The sequence below is a fragment of the Cellulomonas cellasea genome (genome assembly GCF_030372105.1).
GTDB lineage: Bacteria > Actinomycetota > Actinomycetes > Actinomycetales > Cellulomonadaceae > Cellulomonas_A > Cellulomonas_A cellasea_A.
In genome coordinates, this window is sequence record NZ_JAUDBQ010000026.1 from 1 (window position 1) to 17459 (window position 17459).

The 17459-nt window shown below is 74.1% G+C and carries 16 protein-coding genes; 3 read left to right on the forward strand and 13 right to left on the reverse strand.

Translation table 11 applies throughout. The features are described from left to right. Positions 1-367 precede the first annotated feature (367 nt). The 11 genes from tyrS to argC all read right to left on the reverse strand — a co-directional run bounded on the left by tyrS (position 368) and on the right by argC (position 11755). The gene (gene tyrS, locus QUV83_RS17275; protein ID WP_289566168.1) at positions 368-1630 is read right to left on the reverse strand and encodes a tyrosine--tRNA ligase; all 1263 of its coding nucleotides are present in this window, start codon (positions 1628-1630) and stop codon (positions 368-370) included. 61 nt (positions 1631-1691) lie between these two features. Further along, positions 1692-2459, reverse strand: coding sequence for a DNA-3-methyladenine glycosylase (locus tag QUV83_RS17280; protein ID WP_289566169.1), 768 nt, complete (start codon positions 2457-2459; stop codon positions 1692-1694). Further along, positions 2456-3010: a uridine kinase family protein gene (locus tag QUV83_RS17285; protein WP_289566170.1), complete on the reverse strand. Its 555-nt coding sequence runs from the start codon at positions 3008-3010 to the stop codon at positions 2456-2458. The genes QUV83_RS17280 and QUV83_RS17285 overlap by 4 nt, the downstream gene beginning before the upstream one ends. Before the next feature lie 56 nt (positions 3011-3066). Beyond that, positions 3067-4536: an argininosuccinate lyase gene (argH, locus tag QUV83_RS17290; RefSeq protein WP_436231943.1), complete on the reverse strand. Its 1470-nt coding sequence runs from the start codon at positions 4534-4536 to the stop codon at positions 3067-3069. Further along, a complete protein-coding gene (locus tag QUV83_RS17295) occupies positions 4478-5719 on the reverse strand; it encodes an argininosuccinate synthase (protein ID WP_289566172.1) in 1242 nt (413 codons plus the stop codon). The genes argH and QUV83_RS17295 overlap by 59 nt, the downstream gene beginning before the upstream one ends. 78 nt (positions 5720-5797) lie before the next feature. Further along, entirely contained in the window at positions 5798-6343 is a 546-nt protein-coding gene (locus QUV83_RS17300) for an arginine repressor (protein ID WP_289566173.1), read from the reverse strand. Continuing rightward, positions 6340-7272, reverse strand: a complete 933-nt coding sequence (argF, locus tag QUV83_RS17305) for an ornithine carbamoyltransferase (protein ID WP_289566174.1) — start codon at positions 7270-7272, stop codon at positions 6340-6342. Before argF ends, QUV83_RS17300 begins: the two co-directional genes overlap by 4 nt. A gap of 1 nt (position 7273) precedes the next feature. Further along, complete coding sequence (locus QUV83_RS17310) at positions 7274-8539, reverse strand: acetylornithine transaminase (protein WP_289566175.1); 1266 nt, start codon at positions 8537-8539, stop codon at positions 7274-7276. Next, positions 8536-9534 carry an acetylglutamate kinase gene (gene argB / locus QUV83_RS17315; RefSeq protein WP_289566176.1) on the reverse strand — a complete coding sequence of 333 codons (999 nt, stop codon included), beginning with the start codon at positions 9532-9534 and terminating at the stop codon, positions 8536-8538. Before argB ends, QUV83_RS17310 begins: the two co-directional genes overlap by 4 nt. After that, on the reverse strand, positions 9531-10694 hold the full coding sequence (argJ, locus tag QUV83_RS17320) for a bifunctional glutamate N-acetyltransferase/amino-acid acetyltransferase ArgJ (protein ID WP_289566177.1): 1164 nt from the start codon (positions 10692-10694) through the stop codon (positions 9531-9533). Before argJ ends, argB begins: the two co-directional genes overlap by 4 nt. Next, positions 10691-11755, reverse strand: a complete 1065-nt coding sequence (argC, locus tag QUV83_RS17325; RefSeq protein WP_289566178.1) for an N-acetyl-gamma-glutamyl-phosphate reductase — start codon at positions 11753-11755, stop codon at positions 10691-10693. The genes argJ and argC overlap by 4 nt, the downstream gene beginning before the upstream one ends. A gap of 169 nt (positions 11756-11924) precedes the next feature. Between argC and QUV83_RS17330 the strand changes: the two genes are divergently transcribed. From QUV83_RS17330 to QUV83_RS17340, 3 genes are read left to right on the forward strand one after another with little or no spacing between them, the layout of a single operon-like run. Next, on the forward strand, positions 11925-12908 hold the full coding sequence (locus QUV83_RS17330; protein WP_289566199.1) for a quinone oxidoreductase family protein: 984 nt from the start codon (positions 11925-11927) through the stop codon (positions 12906-12908). Further along, positions 12905-13459: a GNAT family N-acetyltransferase gene (locus QUV83_RS17335; protein WP_289566179.1), complete on the forward strand. Its 555-nt coding sequence runs from the start codon at positions 12905-12907 to the stop codon at positions 13457-13459. The genes QUV83_RS17330 and QUV83_RS17335 overlap by 4 nt, the downstream gene beginning before the upstream one ends. After that, positions 13456-13680 (forward strand): hypothetical protein, encoded by a 225-nt coding sequence (locus QUV83_RS17340; protein WP_289566180.1) that lies wholly within the window; start codon positions 13456-13458, stop codon positions 13678-13680. The genes QUV83_RS17335 and QUV83_RS17340 overlap by 4 nt, the downstream gene beginning before the upstream one ends. Positions 13681-13762: 82 nt before the next feature. Here QUV83_RS17340 and pheT read toward each other — a convergent pair whose 3' ends face one another. Both pheT and pheS read right to left on the reverse strand, forming a co-directional pair. Beyond that, the gene (gene pheT / locus QUV83_RS17345; RefSeq protein ID WP_289566181.1) at positions 13763-16339 is read right to left on the reverse strand and encodes a phenylalanine--tRNA ligase subunit beta; all 2577 of its coding nucleotides are present in this window, start codon (positions 16337-16339) and stop codon (positions 13763-13765) included. After that, positions 16339-17403, reverse strand: a complete 1065-nt coding sequence (pheS, locus tag QUV83_RS17350; RefSeq protein ID WP_289566182.1) for a phenylalanine--tRNA ligase subunit alpha — start codon at positions 17401-17403, stop codon at positions 16339-16341. Before pheS ends, pheT begins: the two co-directional genes overlap by 1 nt. Positions 17404-17459 lie beyond the last annotated feature (56 nt).

Sequence of the window (17459 nt, forward strand, 5' to 3'; positions counted from 1 at the left end):
GCTACCCGAGTTTTTCCCGCTCCCTGACCACCTCGCGGCGGCCGTTGGGGCGTCTTCCCTCAGGCGATGTCCTCCACTCTACCGGAGATTCTCACCGGCTCCGACCGCTCGAAGCGGCTGGCCGATGCTCTCCGTCCCCGCATGCCGACCCTGCGCCCGAAGACGCTGTCTGTCTGCTGCTGGGGGTGGTCGCTCCCCCGGGGACCGGCCTCCGAGGTGCGATCCTCGGTGTCCGTTCCTCCCTGGCAGGGCGACCTCCAGAACATTACGCGGGGGTCTGGGACCCGTCAACTTGGCCCGGCGTGATGCCGACCACAGCGCCGTGCACCGCACTGGCCTGGTGCGATGCGGTGCACGGCGGGGTGTGTCAGGCCTGGACGTCGACCACCGCGAGCGTGCGCTTGCCCCGGCGCAGCAGCGCCCAACGGCCGTGCAGCAGGTGCTCGGCCGCCAGCACCGCGGACTCGTCGGACACCTTCACGTTGTTCACCGACGCGCCACCCTCGGCGAAGGCCCGGCGCGCGGCGCCCTTGCTCGGGGCGATGCCGGTCGCGGCGAACAGGTCCACCAGCGGCTCCCCCACCCGGCCCGGGGCCGTCGGCAGCTCGGCCACCGCGGCGGCGAGCACGGCGACGTCGAGGGCCTCGAGGTCGCCGCGGCCGAACAGGGCCTGGCTGGCGGCCACCACCTGGTCGGTCGTCGCGGCGCCATGCACCAGGGACGTGACGTGGTGGGCCAGGGCGCGCTGCGCCTCACGGGCCGCGGGCCGTTCGGCGACCGCCCGCTCGAGCTCCTCGATCTCCTCGCGGCTGAGGAACGTGAAGACCTTGAGGTAGCCCACCACGTCGGCGTCGTCGGTGTTGAGCCAGAACTGGTAGAAGGCGTACGGCGAGGTGAGCTCGGGGTCGAGCCAGACCGTCCCGCTCTCCGTCTTGCCGAACTTGGTCCCGTCGGCCTTGGTGATCAGCGGCGTGGTGAGCGCGTGCACGGCGACGCCCTCGGCCTTGCGGATGAGCTCCACGCCTGAGAGCAGGTTGCCCCACTGGTCGCTGCCGCCGGTCTCGAGGCTCACCCCGTGGCGGCGGTACAGCTCGAGGTAGTCCATCCCCTGCAGCACCTGGTAGCTGAACTCGGTGAAGCTGATGCCCTGGTCGCTGTTGAGGCGGCGGGCCACGGTGTCCTTGGCCAGCATCGTGCCCAGGCGGTAGTGCTTGCCGACATCCCGCAGGAAGTCGATGGCCGACATCGGCGCGGTCCAGTCGAGGTTGTTGACCATCGTCGCCGCAGCCGGGCCCTCGAAGTCGAGCAGCGGCTCGATCTGGCGGCGGATCCGCTCGACCCAGCCGGCGACGACCTCGGGCGCGTTGAGGGTGCGTTCCCCTGTCATCTTGGGGTCGCCGATGAGCCCGGTGGCTCCGCCCACGAGGGCGAAGGGGATGTGGCCGGCCATCTGCAGCCGCCGGACGGTGAGGATCTGCACGAGGTTGCCGATGTGCAGGCTCGGCGCGGTGGGGTCGAAGCCGCAGTAGAGCCGGACCGGCTGCTCGTCGAGCGCCGCGCGGAGCGCGTCGAGGTCGGTGCTCTGGGCGACGAGCCCGCGCCAGGCGAGCTCGTCAAGGATGTGCGTCACAGCTGTTCTCCTCTGTCGGGGGCAGGTCCCCCGAGGTTCATGTTCCTACTGGTGGCTGGTCTCAGGCCGACGTCGTCCCGCGGTGCGGGCTGCTCCCCGACGCCGGCGGGCGATAGCCGGGGCGGTAGGCGGAGACGGTGCGCTCGTCGGCGAGCCACAGACGCCAGGGGAATCGGCTCACGTCCGCGCCGGGGCCTCCGACGCCGACCCGTGCGCCGGTGGCGATGTGCGGCGCGGCGACGGCAGCCTCGTGCCGGTGGAGCACGATGGCGCCCTCCGGCTCGGTGATGTCGGCGCCGTTGGCCTCGAGGTCCAGCCCGAGGGCGACGGCGAGGCGTGCGGGCCCGCGGGCGAGCTGCCGGTCGGAGTCGACGACCCCGGCGCGCAGGCGGCGCTCACGGGCGAGCTCGGCGCCCGCGACGACCTCCCCGGCGCGCAGCAGCACGGCCGCGGGCTCCCCGCTCGGGCGGGTCACCACGTTCACGCAGTGGTGCAGGCCCAGGTGGCGGTACACGTAGAGCCGCCCGGGCTCGGCGAACATCGTCGCGTTCCGCGCCGTCCGGCCTCGGAACGCGTGCGAGGCCGGGTCCTCGGCGCCCTCGTAGGCCTCGACCTCGGTGATGCGGAGCGTGACGTCGCCCTCGGCGGACCGGGTGGTGAGGTAGGCGCCGAGCAGGTCGCGCGCGACGGCCAGGGCCTCCCGGGCGTACCAGACGCGTGCGGGAGCAGGGCCTCGGGGGCCGCCGGCAGACGCGGCGAGCGGCAGGCGGGACGGACTGACGGGCGCCGCTGCGCCGTCCGCGTCCTCGACCGTCGGGCCACTGCTCATGTCGACATCTTGCCGTACGCGTCGAGGCGGACGTCAGCCCGCTCACGGGTCCGCTCCTGCGCGAAGTGCTCGGCCTCGTCGGCCATCCACTGCACCCAGTGATCCCGCATCCCCACCCCGTCGCGCTCCAGGCCGCGGGACAGGCGCAGGCCCGCCGGGGCCTCGACCCACACCCGGAGCACCGCGTCGGGGTCGGCCGCGCGCCGCGCCGACCCGCATCCCTCCAGCACCAGCACGGCCGGGACGGGGACGTCGACCCACTCCGCGAAGCCCTCCGCCGCCCAGTCGTACCGCTGGAAGCGCCCCGGGCGCCCGCGCCGCAACGGCTCGAGGACCTGCGCGCGGAGACGGGGCCACAGGCTCCCCGACAGGCCCGACCACCCCTCGTAGAGGTCGTCCAGGCCGATCACCGCCGCCGGGGCGCCCTGGGATCGCAGCACCTCCGCGAGCGCCCGGGCGAACGTCGACTTGCCCGAGCCCGCCGGGCCGTCGACGCACACCAGGCGCACGGGCCCCAGCCGGGGACGCGCGGAGAGGACGCGGGCGGCCACCTGTGCCGCCGCGTCCCCTCCTCCAGCGCCCCCCGCGGGCTGGGCGTCGACCATGCCTACGACGTCCAGGCGCGCAGTTCCGTGGCGCGCGCGCGGGCGCGCTCGAGCTGCTCGGCCACCCGGACGGGCGCCGTGCCACCGTGGGCCGACCGGGACGCGAGCGAGCCCTCGACTGTCAGCACCGAGCGGACCGCGGGGGTCAGATGCGGCGAGATGGCGGCCAGGTCGTCGTCGGACAGGTCCCACAACTCGATGCCGCGCTCCTCGCACACCCGCACGCAGGCCCCCGCGACCTCATGGGCCACCCGGAACGGCACGCCCTCGCGCACGAGCCACTCGGCGATGTCCGTGGCCAGCGAGAAGCCCTGCGGCGCGAGCGCCGCCATCCGCTCGGTGTCGAACGTGAGCGTCGCCGTCATGCCCGCGAACGCCGGCAGCAGGACGGCGAGGGTGTCGACCTGGTCGAACACCGGCTCCTTGTCCTCCTGCAGGTCGCGGTTGTACGCGAGCGGAAGCCCCTTGAGCGTGGTGAGCAGCCCCGTGAGGTCCCCCACCAGGCGTCCGGCCTTGCCGCGCGCCAGCTCGGCCACGTCGGGGTTCTTCTTCTGGGGCATGATGCTCGACCCGGTGGAGTAGGCGTCGTCCAGGCGGATGAAGCCGAACTCCTTGGTCGCCCAGATCACGACCTCCTCGGCGAACCGGGACAGGTCGATGCCCGTCATGGCCGCCACGAAGGCGAACTCGGCGACGACGTCGCGCGCGGCGGTGCCGTCGATCGAGTTCTCCACCGGCGCGTCGAAGCCCAGGTCGGCAGCGACCGCCGCCGGGTCCAGGCCCAGTGACGAGCCCGCCAGCGCGCCCGAGCCGTAGGGCGAGACCGCGGCGCGCGCGTCCCAGTCCGTCCAGCGCTCGACGTCGCGCAGCAGCGGCCACGCATGCGCCAGCAGGTGATGGGCCAGCAGCACCGGCTGGGCGTGCTGCAGGTGCGTGCGGCCGGGCATGGCCGCGTCCCCCGCCGCGTCGGCCTGCGCGATGAGCGCGTCGACGACGTCGAGCACCAGGCCGCCCAGCGTGCGGGCCTGCTCGCGCAGGTACATCCGCACGAGCGTGGCGATCTGGTCGTTGCGCGAGCGCCCGGCGCGCAGCTTGCCGCCGAGCTCGGCCCCCGCGCGCTCGATCAGGCCGCGCTCGAGGGCCGTGTGCACGTCCTCGTCGTCCTCGGCAGGCCCGAAGGCCCCCGAGGCGACGTCCGCGCGCAGGCGGCCCAGGGCGTCGACCATGCCCGCGAGCTCGGCGTCGTCGAGCAGGCCCGCGGCGTGCAGCACCCGCGCGTGGGCGACCGACCCGGCGATGTCATGGCCGGCCAGGCGCCAGTCGAAGTGCGTCGACTTCGACAGCGCCGCGAGCGCGTCCGCGGGGCCGCCGGCGAACCGGCCGCCCCACAGGCTCACCCGCGCGCCGTCAATCTCAGGCACCGGTGATCCCGCCCGCGGCGCCCAGGTCCTCGGCGTTGCCGAACCGCACATCGCGCGCGGCCGACAGCTTGGACGTCAGGCCGTAGATCTCGATGAAGCCCTTCGCCGCCGACTGGTCGAACGTGTCGCCCGTGTCGTACGTCGCCAGGTTGAAGTCGTACAGGCTCGCGTCGCTGCGCCGGCCCGTGACGGTGGCGCGACCGCCGTGCAGCACCATGCGGATGTCGCCCGAGACGTAGCGCTGGGTGTCCTCGACGAACACGTCCAGGGAGCGCTTGAGCGGCGAGAACCACTGGCCGTCGTAGACCAGCTCGGACCAGCGCTGCTCGACGCCCTTCTTGAACCGGGCCTGCTCGCGCTCGACGGTGACGTTCTCGAGCTCCTGGTGCGCGGCGATCAGCGCGATGGCGCCCGGCGCCTCATAGACCTCGCGGGACTTGATGCCCACCAGGCGGTCCTCGACGATGTCGATGCGGCCCACGCCCTGCGCGCCGGCCCGGCGGTTCATCTCCTGGATGGCCTGCAGCGGGGTGACCGGCACGCCGTCGAGCGCGACGGGCACGCCCTGCTCGAACGTGATGACGACCTCGTCGGCGACCGGCGGGAACGTCGGGTCGTCGGTGTAGGTGTAAACGTCCTTGGTCGGCGCGTTCCAGATGTCCTCGAGGAACCCGGTCTCCACCGCGCGGCCCCACACGTTCTGGTCGATCGAGAACGGGTTGTGCTTGGTGGTCTCGATCGGCAGCGCGTGCTTCGTCGCGAAGTCGATGGCCTTGTCACGGGTCAGCGCGAGGTCCCGCACCGGCGCGAGGCACGTGAGGTCGGGCGCCAGCGAGGTGATGCCCACCTCGAAGCGAACCTGGTCGTTGCCCTTGCCGGTGCAGCCGTGCGCCACAGTCGTCGCGCCGAACTGGCGGGCGGCGCGCACCAGGTGCTTGACGATCACCGGGCGGGAGATCGCCGACACCAGGGGGTAGCGGTCCAGGTACATGCCGTTCGCCTTGAGGGCCGGCATGCAGTACTCGGTGGCGAACTCGTCGCGGGCGTCGGCCACGTAGGCCTCGACGGCGCCGCAGTCCAGCGCACGCTGACGGATGACCTCGAGGTCCTCACCGCCCTGGCCGACGTCGACCGCCACGGCGATCACCTCGGCGCCGGTGGCCTCGGCGATCCAGCCAATGCCCACGGAGGTGTCCAGGCCGCCGGAGTAGGCGAGGACGACGCGCTCAGTCATGGAATGTCTCTTCTCATCGCAGGGAATCTGTTCAGGTGTGCAGCCGGCGCGGGGGCGCCGGGAAGTCGTGGGACGGGGTCAGCCGTCCGAGGCCAGGCTCAGGAAGCGCGCGGCGAGGGCGGCCCCGTCGGCGCCGTTCTCGGTCTCGCGGGCGATCACGAGGACCGTGTCGTCGCCCGCGATCGTGCCCAGGACCGCGGGCAGGATCGAGTGGTCGATCGCCGAGGCGAGGAACTGCGCGGCCCCCGGCGGCGTGCGCAGCACCACCACGTTGCCGGAGGCCTCGGCGGTGACGAGCAGCTCGGCGCAGAGCCGGGCCAGCCGCGCCGCGAGGGCCTCGGAGTCGGCGAGCAGTGGCGTGCGGTCGCCGCCCTCGGCGGGCACCGCGTACGCCAGGGCGCCCGTGGCCGTGCGGATCTTCACGGCGCGCAGCTCGACGAGGTCGCGCGAGAGGGTCGCCTGGGTGACCGAGACGCCCTCCTCCGCCAACGCGTCGGCGAGCTCGGCCTGCGAGTGCACCGACCGGCGGGCCAGCAGCGCCGTGATGAGCGCATGCCTGGCCGCCTTCGTCTGGGGCACCGTCGAGCGCGTCTCGGCCGCGGGTCCGGTGGTGTCCGTGCTCATGATCGCTCCAACAGCCAGGTCAGCAGCGCCTTCTGCGCGTGCAACCGATTCTCGGCCTCGTCCCAGACGGCCGACTGCGGGCCGTCGATGACCTCGGCGGTGATCTCCTTGCCGCGGTACGCCGGCAGGCAGTGCAGCACCAGCGCGTCGGGGGCCGCCAGCGCGAGCGCGTCGGTGTTCACCTGGAACGGCGCGAACGGCTCCGAGCGGGCCTCCGCCGACGCCTCATGCCCCATCGACACCCAGGTGTCGGTGGCCAGCACATCCGCCTGGGCCACTGCCTCGTCCCGGTCGGCGGTGACGAGCGCCGACCCGCCCGTCGCCTCCCCGATCTCCCGGGCCTTGGCGAGCACGGCCGGGTCCGGCTGGTAGCCGGCGGGCGTGCCGATGCGCACGTGCAACCCCGCCGTGACACCGCCCAGCAGGTACGAGTTGGCCATGTTGTTGGCGCCGTCGCCCAGGTAGGCCAGCGTCATTCCGGGCAGCGCGTCCACGCCGCCGCGGAGCTGCGCGACGGTGGTGAGGTCGGCGAGCACCTGGCACGGGTGGAACTCGTCCGTCAGCGCGTTGACGACCGGGACCGCCGACGCCGACGCCATCTGCTCGAGCCGCTCCTGGGCGAACGTGCGCCACACGATCGCGGCGCACTGGCGGTCCAGCACGCGGGCGGTGTCCTCCACGCGCTCACCGCGACCGAGCTGGGAGCTGGCGCCGTCGATGAGCATCGGGTAGCCACCGAGCTCGGCGACGCCCACGGCGAACGACACCCGGGTGCGGGTGGACGGCTTGTCGAAGAGGAGGGCGACGGCGCGCGGCCCCGTCAGCGGGGTGCGGAAGAACCGGTCGTCGCGGAACGCGAGCCCGAGCTCGAGCACCTCATGCTGCTCGCGCGGGTCGAGGTCGTCGTCGCGCAGGAAGTGGCGCGCCATGTCAGGCCTCCGGGGCGAGGTCGTGGGGCAGCCCGGCGAGGAAGGCCGTGAACTGGCCCGCCTGCTCGGCTGTGAGGATCAACGGCGGCGCGAGGCGCAGCGTCGTGGGGGTGCACGGGTTGACGATGAGGCCGGCCTCGAGCGCCCGGGCGGCGACCTGCGCGGCCACCGGGGCCGTCAGCTCGACGGCGATCAGCAGGCCCTCGCCGCGCACCCCGGCCACCAGCGGGTGGCCGAGCGCGGAGATGTCCGCGCGCCACGTCTCGCCCAGCTCGCGGGTGTGCGCGAGCAGCCCGTCACGCTCGATCACTCCGATCGTCGTGAGCCCGGCCGCGGCGGCGACGGGGTTGCCGCCGAACGTGGTGCCGTGCTGGCCCCGCCCGAGCAGCGTCGCGGCGTGCTCGCCGTAGGCGATGATCGCGCCCATCGGGAACCCGCCGCCGAGCCCCTTCGCGAGGGTCACGACGTCCGGCCGGATCCCTCCGCCCAGGTGCGGGTGCTGGTGCGCCAGCCACGCGCCAGTGCGGCCCATGCCGGTCTGCACCTCGTCGAGGGCCAGCAGCGCGCCGGCCTCGGCGGTGAGCTTGCGGGCCAACGCCAGGTAGCCGGGCGGCAGCGGGCGCACGCCCGCCTCCCCCTGGATCGGCTCGAGCACCAGCGCCGCAATGTCCGCGCCGCCGTCGGCGAACGCCGCCTCCAACGCGTCGGTGTCGCCGAACGGGAGGAACTCGACCCCGGACGGCAGCGGCTCGAAGGGCTCGCGGTAGGCGGCCTTGTGGGTCAGCGCGAGGGCGCCCATGGTCCGGCCGTGGAACGACCCCTCGAGGGCGAGCACGCGCGGGCGGCCCGTGCGGCGCGCCATCTTCATCAGGGCCTCGTTCGCCTCCGTGCCGGAGTTCGCGAAGAACACCCGCGACCCCTCGGGCGCCTCGGCGAGGGCGAGCAGCCGCTCGGCGAGCGCCACCTGCGTGGGCGTCGCGAAGAAGTTCGACACGTGGCCGAGCGTCCCGAGCTGCGCGGAGATCGCCGCCGTGAGCGTGGGATGCGCGTGGCCGAGGGCGTTGACCGCGATGCCCGCGAGCAGGTCGAGGTACCGGTTGCCGTCGGCGTCCCAGACGTACGCGCCCTCGCCCCGCACGAGCACCCGCTGCGGGGCGCCGAACGTGTCCATCAGCGCGGCCGAGTAGCGCTGCGCCCAGTGCGCGCCCGAGTCGGGCGTCACCAGCGCGGCTGCGGCGGCGTCCTGCGGGTGGAGCTCGGCGCTCATGGCGTTCCTCCGATGTGTGACACGTCGACGCCGACCACCGGGACCTGGCCGGTGAACGGGGACGGGACGGGCTCGTCGTCGGGCAGCACCATCGTGCCGATGCCCTCGGTGGTGAAGACCTCGACGAGGATCGAGTGCGGCTCGCGGCCATCGATGACGTGCGCCCGGCCGACCCCGCCCTCGACGGCGCGCCAGCAGGCCTCCATCTTGGGGCGCATCCCCGCGTCGAGGCTGGGCAGCAGGTCGGCGAGCTCGCTGGCCCGGATGCGGCGCACCAGCGACGTGCGGTCCGGCCAGCTGGTGTACAGCCCCTCCACGTCCGTCAACACGATGAGCTTGCGCGCGCCGAGGGCGACCGCGAGCGCCGCGGCGGCCGTGTCGGCGTTGACGTTGAGCACATGCGTGGGGTCGTCGATGTCGGGCGCGACAGTGGAGACGACGGGGATCCGCCCGGCGTCCAGCAGGTCCAGCACGGCCGACGGGTTGACCTGGACGACATCGCCGACCAGGCCCACGTCGACGAGCTGGCCGTCCACCACGGCGTGCCGGCGGCGGGCCTGGAGCAGGCCGCCATCCTCACCGGAGAGGCCGACGGCGTGCGGGCCGTGGGCGTTGAGCAGCCCGACGAGCTCACGTGACACCTGGCCCGTGAGCACCATGCGGACGACGTCCATCGCCTCGGGCGTCGTGACGCGCAGGCCGCCGCGGAACTCGCTCTCGATGCCGAGGCGGTCGAGCATCGTGTTGATCTGCGGGCCGCCGCCGTGCACCACCACCGGGCGCAGGCCCACCTGGTGCAGGAAGACCATGTCCTCGGCGAAGGCCCGCTTGAGCTTCTCGTCGATCATGGCGTTGCCGCCGTACTTGACGACGACGAGCGCGCCGTTGAAGCGCTGCAGCCAGGGCAGCGCCTCGATCAGGACCTCCGCCTTCTGGTCGGCGCGCAGGTCGGTGCGGGTGTTGAACACGAAATCCTCGTCACTCTGGTCGCTCATGTGGAGTACGCGCTGTTCTCGTGCACGTAGTCGTGGGTCAGGTCGTTGGTCCAGACCGTGGCGCTGGCGTCCCCGGCGTGCAGGTCGACCAGCACCTGCACCTCACGGGCCGACGCCAAGTCGACGAGGCTGCGGTCCTCCCCCACGCCACCGGCACGGCAGACCTGGACGCCGTTGATGCTGACGTCCAGCAGGTCCGCGTCGAAGGGCGCGACGTCGACGGGCACGGTGCCGGCGGCGGCGAGCACCCGGCCCCAGTTGGGGTCGTTGCCGAAGACGGCCGCCTTGAACAGGTTGGACCGGGTGACCGCGCGGGCCACCGCGACGGCGGCGTCCTCGGTGGTCGCGTTGACGACTGTGACGGCGATGTCGTGGCTGGCGCCCTCGGCGTCGGCGACCAGCGCGCGGGCCAGCCCGGCGCAGGCCTGGGCAAGCGCGTCGAGGAACGCGGCGGGCTCCGGGGTGACGCCTGAGGCGCCCGAGGCGAGCAGCAGCACCGTGTCGTTGGTGGACATGCAGCCGTCGGAGTCGACGCGGTCGAAGGTGGTGCGGGTGGCCGCCCGCAGCGCGGCGTCCGCCTCCGCGGCCGTGAGCGCGGCGTCGGTGGTGAGGACGACGAGCATCGTCGCGAGCCCAGGCGCCAGCATGCCCGCGCCCTTGGCGATACCGCCCACAGACCAGCCGTCGCCTGCGATGTGCACGGTCTTGGCGACGGTGTCCGTCGTCATGATCGCGGTGGCCGCGGCGTCGCCGCCGTCCGGGCTGAGCGCCTCGACGGCCGCGTCCACTCCGGGCAGCAGCAGGCCCATCGGCAGCCGCTCGCCGATCAGGCCGGTGGAGCACACCAGGACGTCGCCGGGCGACGTGTCCAGCGCCTGCGCGACGTGCTCGGCGGTGCGGTGCGTGTCGGCGAAGCCCTCGGGGCCCGTGCAGGCGTTGGCGCCGCCGGAGTTCAGCACGACGGCGTGGGCGACGCCGTCGGCGACGGCCTGCCGCGACCACACCACCGGCGCGGCCACCACGCGGTTCGTGGTGAAGACGCCAGCGGCGACGTGCAGCGGGCCGTCGTTGACGACGAGCGCGAGGTCGGGGCGCCCGGAGGCCTTCAGCCCCGCGGTGACGCCGGCGGCCCGGAAGCCCTGGGGGGAAGTGACGGTCACGGTGCGACTCCGTTCAGCGCGAGGCCTGTGGTCTCGGGAAGCCCGAGCGCGATGTTGAGGGACTGCACGGCGCCGCCGGCGGTCCCCTTGACCAGGTTGTCGATGGCCGTGACGGTCACGACGCGGCCGGCCCGCTCGTCCACGGCGACCTGGACCAGCGCGGTGTTGGCGCCCAGGGTGGCCGCCGTGCTGGGCCACTGCCCCTCGGGCAGCAGGTGCACGAAGGGCTCGTCGGCGTAGGCGGCCTCCCAGGCCTGGCGCACGGCGGCCGGATCGGTCCCCGGCACGAGACGGGCTGTGGCGGTGGCAAGGATGCCCCGCGACATCGGCACCAGGGTCGGGGTGAAGGAGATCGTCACGTCGGGGGCGCCCGCGACGGTGAGGTTCTGCCGGATCTCGGGGATGTGCCGGTGGCTGCCGCCCACGGCGTACGGCTGCGCGCTGCCGAGGGCCTCGCTGGCGAGCAGGTGCGTCTTGAGGCTCTTACCGGCGCCGGAGTACCCGTTGGCGAGCACGGCCACCAGGTCGGTGGGCTCGATCAGCCCCGCGGCGACGCCGGGCTGCAGGCCGAGGGTCACGGCCGTGACGTTGCAGCCGGGCACGGCGATGCGCCGCGCGGTGGCGAGCTCGGCGCGCTGCTGGGCGGCGGTCTGCTCGCCCGAGTGCAGCAGCTCGGGCAGGCCGTAGGGCCAGGTGCCGGCGTGCGCGCTGCCGTAGTAGTCCTGCCATGCGGTCGCGTCCGTCAGCCGGTGGTCGGCGCCGAGGTCGAGCACGATCGCCTGGTCGCCACGCTCCGCGAGCGCGGCGGCGACCTCGCCGCTGGCGCCGTGCGGCAGCGCGAGGACGACGACGTCGTGGCCGGTGAGCTCGTCCACGGAGGTGGGCGCGAGCACGCGGTCGGCCAGGCTGCGCAGGTGCGGCTGGTGCGTGCCCAGCTGTGTGCCCGCGTTGCTGTGGGCGGTCAGCGCGCCGATCTTCGCGTCGGGGTGGCCGAGCAGCACGCGCAGGATCTCGCCACCGGCGTAGCCGCTGGCGCCGGCGACGGCAACCGTGAAAGTCATGTGCATGAACATACACCCGAGTGCAGTTTGATGCGTTGCCCATTCCGCCATCTGGAGCGTCGCCGTGTCGCCCTAGGCCACTATCGCACCGCGCCCTGACCAGGGCCTGCGCCCAACGACCCGTGTCCCCCACCGGAATGATCCCGTGGTGGAGCGCGTTGCCGAGTGCATGCGCGCCATCGAAGCACTCGCCCCCGGAGGCCCCGACGTGCTCCGCCTGGTCGAGGTCCCCGACCCGGAGCCCGGCCCGGGCGACGTGCTGGTCCGGGTGGCCGCCGCCGGCGTGAACTTCATCGACACCTACCGGCGGTCCGGGCTCTACCCCATGCCCTTCCCCCACGTCGTCGGGTCGGAGGGCTCCGGGGTGGTGGTCGCCGTCGGCCCCGACGTCACCGACGTGGCGGTGGGCGACCGCGTGGCGTGGTCGTCGGCGCCCGGCTCCTACGCCGAGCTCGTCGTGGTCGCCGCCCAGGACACCCTGCCCGTCCCGGACGACGTCGACGACGCGACCGCCGCCGCCCTCCCCCTGCAAGGGATGACCGCCCACTACCTCGTGACCTCGACGTTCCCCGTCACCCCGGGCCAGGACGTCCTCGTGCACGCCGGGGCCGGCGGCGTCGGGCTGCTGCTCACCCAGCTCGCCGTCGCCCGCGGCGCCCGCGTCCTGACCACAGTGGGCACGCCCGAGAAGGAGGAGCTCTCCCGCGCGGCGGGCGCCAGCGACGTCATCCGGTACACCGAGCTGGCCGATCTCGCCACCGACCTGCCCGCCCGGGTGCGCGAGCTCACCGGCGGCGCCGGGGTGCACACAGTCTTCGACGGCGTCGGGCGCAGCACCTTCGAGGCCTCGCTCGCCTCGCTGCGGCCCCGTGGCGGCCTCGCGCTCTTCGGCGGCGCCTCCGGCCCGGTGCCGCCCGTCGACCCGCAACGGCTCAACTCCGGCGGCTCCCTCTACCTGACGCGCCCGACGCTCGCGCACTACACGGCCACCCGCGAGGAGCTCCTGTGGCGGGCGGGCGAGCTGTTCACCGCCGTCGCGGCAGGCGGGCTCGACGTGCGGGTCGGCGCTGCCTACCCTCTGGCGGAGGCCGCCGACGCGCATCGCGCGCTCGAGGGCCGCGCCACCACCGGAAAGGTCCTCCTGCTGCCATGACCGTCTCGCCCGCCCCGCAGCCCGGGCTCCCGGCGTCCGCCGCCCCCACCCTGCGGCCCGTCCTCCCCCGCGACATCCCGGCGCTCGCGGCGCTCAACGACGCCGCCGCGCCCGCCGTGAACGTCCTCGGCGTCGACGGCCTGGCAGCGCTCCTGCCCCGGTGCGACCTCGCGCTCGTGGCCGACGACGGCTCCGGGACACCGCAAGGCCTCGTCCTCGCGCTCACCCCCGGCGCCGACTACAGCAGCGAGAACTACCGCTGGTTCTCCGAGCACCGGCCGGGCACGCTGTACGTCGACCGGATCGTGGTGGCCCCCACCGCGCATGGCCGCGGCATCGGCCGATCGCTGCACGACGCCGTGGCCGAGCGCGCCCGGGCCCTCGGGCTCGACGAGGTGACCTGCGAGGTCAACCTCGACCCCCCGAACCCGCAGTCGCTCGCGTTCCACCGCCGGCTCGGCTTCGAGCAGATCGGCGAGCAGAGCACCAACGGCGGCGCCGTGCGCGTGGCGATGCTCGTGCGCGCCGTGGCCGCGCCGGACGCGCGATGATCCCGCTCGAGGGCGATGTGCCGCAGCCGCGCTGGCTGCGCGTCACGATGACCGTGCTGGTGGTGCTGCTCAGCGCGTCCCTGGCTGTCAGCTACGCCGCCGCCGGGCTCCGACGGCCGGCCTGCGCCGACGTCGACGGCCAGCAGGTCACCGCGCGCTGGTCGTGGTCGGACGCGCAGTGGGCGTGCCCGCTGCCCGAGGGCTCGGGCGTCCCCGCCTGACCTGTTGCCTGACATGACAGGACCCCGCGCCCACCTTGGGTGGGCGCGGGGTCCTGGACTGCCTGCGGAGCGGTCTAGCAGGTCAGGCCCGCAGCACCGCGCCGACCTGCCGCCCAGCCTCCGCCACGACCGCCTCGCGCACCGCGGCGGCCTCGTCAGCGGTCAGCGTCCGGTCGGCGGCGCGCAGCCGCAGCGAGAACGCCAACGACTTCTTCCCCTCGCCCACCTGGGCTCCGGTGTAGACGTCGAACAGGCGAAGCTCCTCGAGAACGTCGCCGGCGGCGCTCGCCGCCGCGCCCGTCCGCACCGCGGACTCGACGTCGGCCACCGGCACAGCGGCGTCGACCACCAACGCGATGTCCTCCTTCGCGACCGGGAACGTCGAGACCTCGCGCGCCTGCACCGGCTCGGCTCCCGCGGCATCGAGCAGCACGTCGAGGTCCACCTCGAACGCCGCCGCCCGCTCCGGCAGCCCGAGGGCCGCCACGACCTTGGGGTGCAGCTCCCCGGCATGCCCGACGAGCCGGCCGTCCGCCGTCTCCAGGCGCGCCGTGCGACCCGGGTGCCACGGCGCCTGCGAGCCGTCCGCGCGCACCGTCACCTGGGCGCCGACCGACTCCGCCACCAGCAGGGCGCCCGCGATGGCGTCCGTGTGGTCGGCACGCCGACCGGGACCCCACCAGCCCGATCGGCTCCGCTGGCCAGTGAGCACACCCGCGACCCGGCGCGGCTGCGCGGGCACGCCGGCCTCGAGGGCAGCGAGCTGCTCGTCGGACGGCCGGACGCCGCCCGGCAGGCTCGGGGGCACGGGCGCGCCGGGCTCCGGGAGGGTGACCAGCCCGATCTCGAACACGGCCAGGTCGGCGGTCCCACGGCCCACGTTGCGGCGCGCCGTCTCCAGCAGCGTCTCGAGGACGTTGGTGCGCAGCTCGGGCCGGGCGTCGGAGATCGGGTTGAGCAGCCGCAGCGCGTGGCGGCGCTCGTCATCCGCCGGCAGCGCGAGGGCGTCGTGCTGCTCGGCGCCCACGAACGGGTAGCTGAGCGTCTCGACGTAGCCCGCGGCGGCCAGCGACCGGGCCACCGCGCGGCGAGCGCGCTGCCCCGAGGTCAGGCCACGGCCGGCAGGCGCCGCCGGGAGCACCGACGGGATCGCGTCGTAGCCGCGCAGCCGCGCGACCTCCTCGACCAGGTCGACCGGCTGCGCGAGGTCCGGGCGCCAGGACGGCGGCAGCACCTCGACGACGGGCGCGCCCGTGGCGCCGACCACCGTGCAGCCGATCTCCTCGAGCGTCTCGCGCACCTGCTCGGGGGTGTAGTCGACGCCGACGATCCGCCCCGGGAGGTCGAGCGGCAGGCTGATCACCGGCGGGGCGGAGGTGTGGTCCACGTCGGTGATCGCGGCGTCCGCCGCGCCCCCGCCGTACTGCGACAGCAGCTCGACGACACGCGCGACAGCCACCCGCGGCAGCCGCGGGTCGACGCCGCGCTCGAAGCGCTTGGCGGCCTCGCTCGGCAGCTTGTGCCGCCGCGCCGAGCGGGCGACCGTGACGGGGTCGAAGTGCGCGGCCTCGATGAGCAGGTCGCTCGTGCCCGACGAGACCTCGCTGTCGGCGCCGCCCATGACACCCGCGATGCCGTGGATGCGTGACGCGCGACGCCCGTCCGGGCTGTCGGTGATGAGCAGGTCCTCGGCGTCCAGCACCCGCTCGGCGCCGTCGAGGGTGCGCATGCGCTCCCCCGCCCGCGCGCGGCGCACCACGATCGGCTCGGCGACCTGCGCCAAGTCGTAGGCGTGCAGTGGCTGCCCCAAGTCGAGCATCACGTAGTTCGTGACGTCCACGGCCAGGGAGATCGGGCGCATCCCCGCCTGCGTCAGCCGGCGCTGCATCCACGCCGGAGACGGCGCGGACGCGTCCACGCCGCGCACCACCTGCGCGACGAACCGGTCCGCGCCGGGCACGCCGTGGATCGGCGCGTCGTCGTCGATCTCGACGCCGAAGCCCGTCCCGGCGTCGCCACCCGACACCTCGACGTCCAGCGCCGTGGGCAGCCCGGGGTCGGTGAACGCCGCCCCCGTCGAGTGCGAGTACTCGCGCGCGACCCCGCGCATCGAGAAGCAGTAGCCGCGGTCCGGCGTCACGTTGATCTCGAGGACCTCCTCGCCGAGGCCGAGCAGCTCGCGCGCGTCGGCCCCCGGCTCCGCGTCGATCCCGATCCGGGACAGCACGATGATGCCGTCGTGGTCCTCGCCGAGGCCCAGCTCGCGTGCCGAGCAGATCATGCCGTCGGACACGTGGCCGTACGTCTTGCGCGACGCGATCGGGAACGGCCCGGGCAGCACGGCGCCCGGCAGCGCGACGACCACGCGGTCGCCCACGTCGAAGTTGTGCGCCCCGCACACGATGCCGCGCGGCGAGCCGTCGGCCTCGTTGTGCGCGCCCACGTCGACGCGGCACCAGTTGATGGTCTTGCCGTTCTTCTGCGGCTCGGGGGTGCGCTCCACCACCTCGCCGACCACCAGGGGGCCGGTCACGGCGGCGGGGAGGATGGCCTCCTCCTCGAGCCCGACCCGGACCAGGTCGGCGGCGAGCTGCTCGGCGGTCAGGCCGGCGGGAATGTCGACGTGCTCCGCGAGCCACGTCAGAGGGATGCGGGGCATCAGATCTCCATCCCGAACTGCTCGGAGAAGCGCACGTCGCCCTCCACCATGTCGTGCATGTCAGCGATGCCGTGACGCAGCATCAGCGTGCGCTCGATCCCCATGCCGAACGCGAAGCCCGTGTAGACCTCCGGGTCGATGCCCGCCGCGCGCAGCACGTTCGGGTTGACCATCCCGCAGCCGCCCCACTCGATCCAGCCGGCGCCGCCCTTCTTCTGCGGGAACCACAGGTCCATCTCCGCGCTGGGCTCGGTGAAGGGGAAGAACGAGGGCCGCAGGCGCGTCGTGGCGTCCGGGCCGAAGATCGACCGCGCGAAGTGGTCGAGCGTGCCCTTGAGGTGGGCCATCGTCAGGCCCTTGTCGACGGCCAGGCCCTCGACCTGGTGGAAGACGGGGGTGTGCGTCGCGTCGAGCTCGTCGGTGCGGAATACCTTCCCCGGGCACGCGATGTACACCGGCAGCTCACGGGCCAGCAGCGTGCGGGCCTGCACCGGCGAGGTGTGCGTGCGCAGCACCAGGTGCGAGTCGACCCCCGGCTCCCCGGAGTCCACGAAGAACGTGTCCTGCATCTGCCGCGCGGGGTGGTCGACGCCGAAGTTCAGGGCGTCGAAGTTGAACCACTCGGCCTCGACCTCGGGGCCGTCGGCGATCTCCCAGCCCATCGAGACGAAGATGTCCGCGATCCGCTCCTGGAGCGTCTCCAGCGGGTGGCGGGCGCCGCGCGCCTGGCGGTCGACCGGGAGCGTCACATCGACGGACTCCTCGACCAGCACGCGCTCGTCGCGCTCGGCCTCGAGCTGCTCCTGGCGCGCGGCCAGGGCCTTCGCGAGCCGGCCGCGCGCGGCGCCGACGAGCTTGCCGGCGGCAGCCTTGTCGGCCGGGGCGAGCTGGCCGATCTCCCGGTTCGCCAGGGCGAGCGGGCTGCGCTCCCCGACGTGCTCGAGGCGGGCGGCCTTGAGCTCGTCAAGGTCGGACGCGCGCTCCAGGGCGCTGAGCGCGTCAGCGAGGGCGGCCTCGACGCCCGGGGCGTCGAGTGGGGACAGGGGCGAGGCAGAGAGGGACATCCGGGCCTTCCAGGCGGGAACGGACCGGTCGGCGCACCCGCGCACGACCAGCAGGA

Coding starts and splice junctions, on each gene's coding strand:
- QUV83_RS17280 (WP_289566169.1), bottom strand. CDS start 2,459: ATGAGCAGTGGCCCGACGGTCGAGGACGCGGACGGCGCAGCGGCGCCC.
- argH (WP_436231943.1), bottom strand. CDS start 4,536: ATGTGCGGTTCGGCAACGCCGAGGACCTGGGCGCCGCGGGCGGGATCA.
- QUV83_RS17295 (WP_289566172.1), bottom strand. CDS start 5,719: ATGACTGAGCGCGTCGTCCTCGCCTACTCCGGCGGCCTGGACACCTCC.
- QUV83_RS17300 (WP_289566173.1), bottom strand. CDS start 6,343: ATGAGCACGGACACCACCGGACCCGCGGCCGAGACGCGCTCGACGGTG.
- argF (WP_289566174.1), bottom strand. CDS start 7,272: ATGGCGCGCCACTTCCTGCGCGACGACGACCTCGACCCGCGCGAGCAG.
- QUV83_RS17310 (WP_289566175.1), bottom strand. CDS start 8,539: ATGAGCGCCGAGCTCCACCCGCAGGACGCCGCCGCAGCCGCGCTGGTG.
- argB (WP_289566176.1), bottom strand. CDS start 9,534: ATGAGCGACCAGAGTGACGAGGATTTCGTGTTCAACACCCGCACCGAC.
- argC (WP_289566178.1), bottom strand. CDS start 11,755: ATGACTTTCACGGTTGCCGTCGCCGGCGCCAGCGGCTACGCCGGTGGC.
- QUV83_RS17330 (WP_289566199.1), top strand. CDS start 11,925: ATGCGCGCCATCGAAGCACTCGCCCCCGGAGGCCCCGACGTGCTCCGC.
- QUV83_RS17335 (WP_289566179.1), top strand. CDS start 12,905: ATGACCGTCTCGCCCGCCCCGCAGCCCGGGCTCCCGGCGTCCGCCGCC.
- QUV83_RS17340 (WP_289566180.1), top strand. CDS start 13,456: ATGATCCCGCTCGAGGGCGATGTGCCGCAGCCGCGCTGGCTGCGCGTC.
- pheT (WP_289566181.1), bottom strand. CDS start 16,339: ATGCCCCGCATCCCTCTGACGTGGCTCGCGGAGCACGTCGACATTCCC.
- pheS (WP_289566182.1), bottom strand. CDS start 17,403: ATGTCCCTCTCTGCCTCGCCCCTGTCCCCACTCGACGCCCCGGGCGTC.